This is a genomic window from Vibrio sp. 1078-1, assembly GCF_033340475.1.
The window spans coordinates 1-644 of the sequence record NZ_JAWOWM010000469.1; the positions used below are offsets into that span (position 1 = coordinate 1).

At 48.1% G+C, this 644-nt stretch carries 1 protein-coding gene; it reads right to left on the reverse strand.

Annotated features, from left to right (window positions below; genetic code table 11):
• Positions 1-644, reverse strand: a 644-nt coding sequence (gene hemA, locus R7190_RS28235) for a glutamyl-tRNA reductase (protein ID WP_318137975.1), incomplete at both ends; no start/stop codon positions are given.

Below are 644 nucleotides of genomic sequence, written 5' to 3' on the forward strand. Positions count from 1 at the left end.
TTGATGACGACGTTGTTTCAGCGCTGTTTCGACCATGCCTTTACCAATAATAGGCAACGGACTCGCTGTTGAGCTAATCACGATGTCCGCTCTTGCGAGGTGGTCTGGGATTTCGTTCAGGCTGATTACTTCTGCACCAAACAGCACAGCAAACCCTTGAGCACGCTCTTTGGTGCGGTTTGCGACTATCATTTTTGTGCAGCCGTTCGACGCTAAGTGCTTCGCGACCAGTTCGATGGTTTCACCTGCCCCGACAAGTAAGACTGTCGAGTCAGATAACGATTCGAAAATGTGTTTTGCTAATGTACATGCGGCGTAAGCCACCGACACAGCATTGCCACCGATATCAGTTTCCGTACGAACTCGTTTTGCAACAGAAAACGTTTTTTGGAACAGCTTATCAATCGACGAGTCTACAGCTTGATGATCACGTGAATCAGAAAATGCCTGTTTCACTTGACCTAAGATCTGCGGCTCACCAAGTACCAGTGAATCAAGGCCACACGAGACGCGCATCAAGTGTTTAATTGCCGCTTGTTCTTCGTGTACATACAAACTTGGCATCAAGTCTTCACGGCTCACTTGGTGAAATTGAGCGAGCCAATCGATCAGCTTGTTTCGCGCTCCTTGCTTAACGTCGCAGT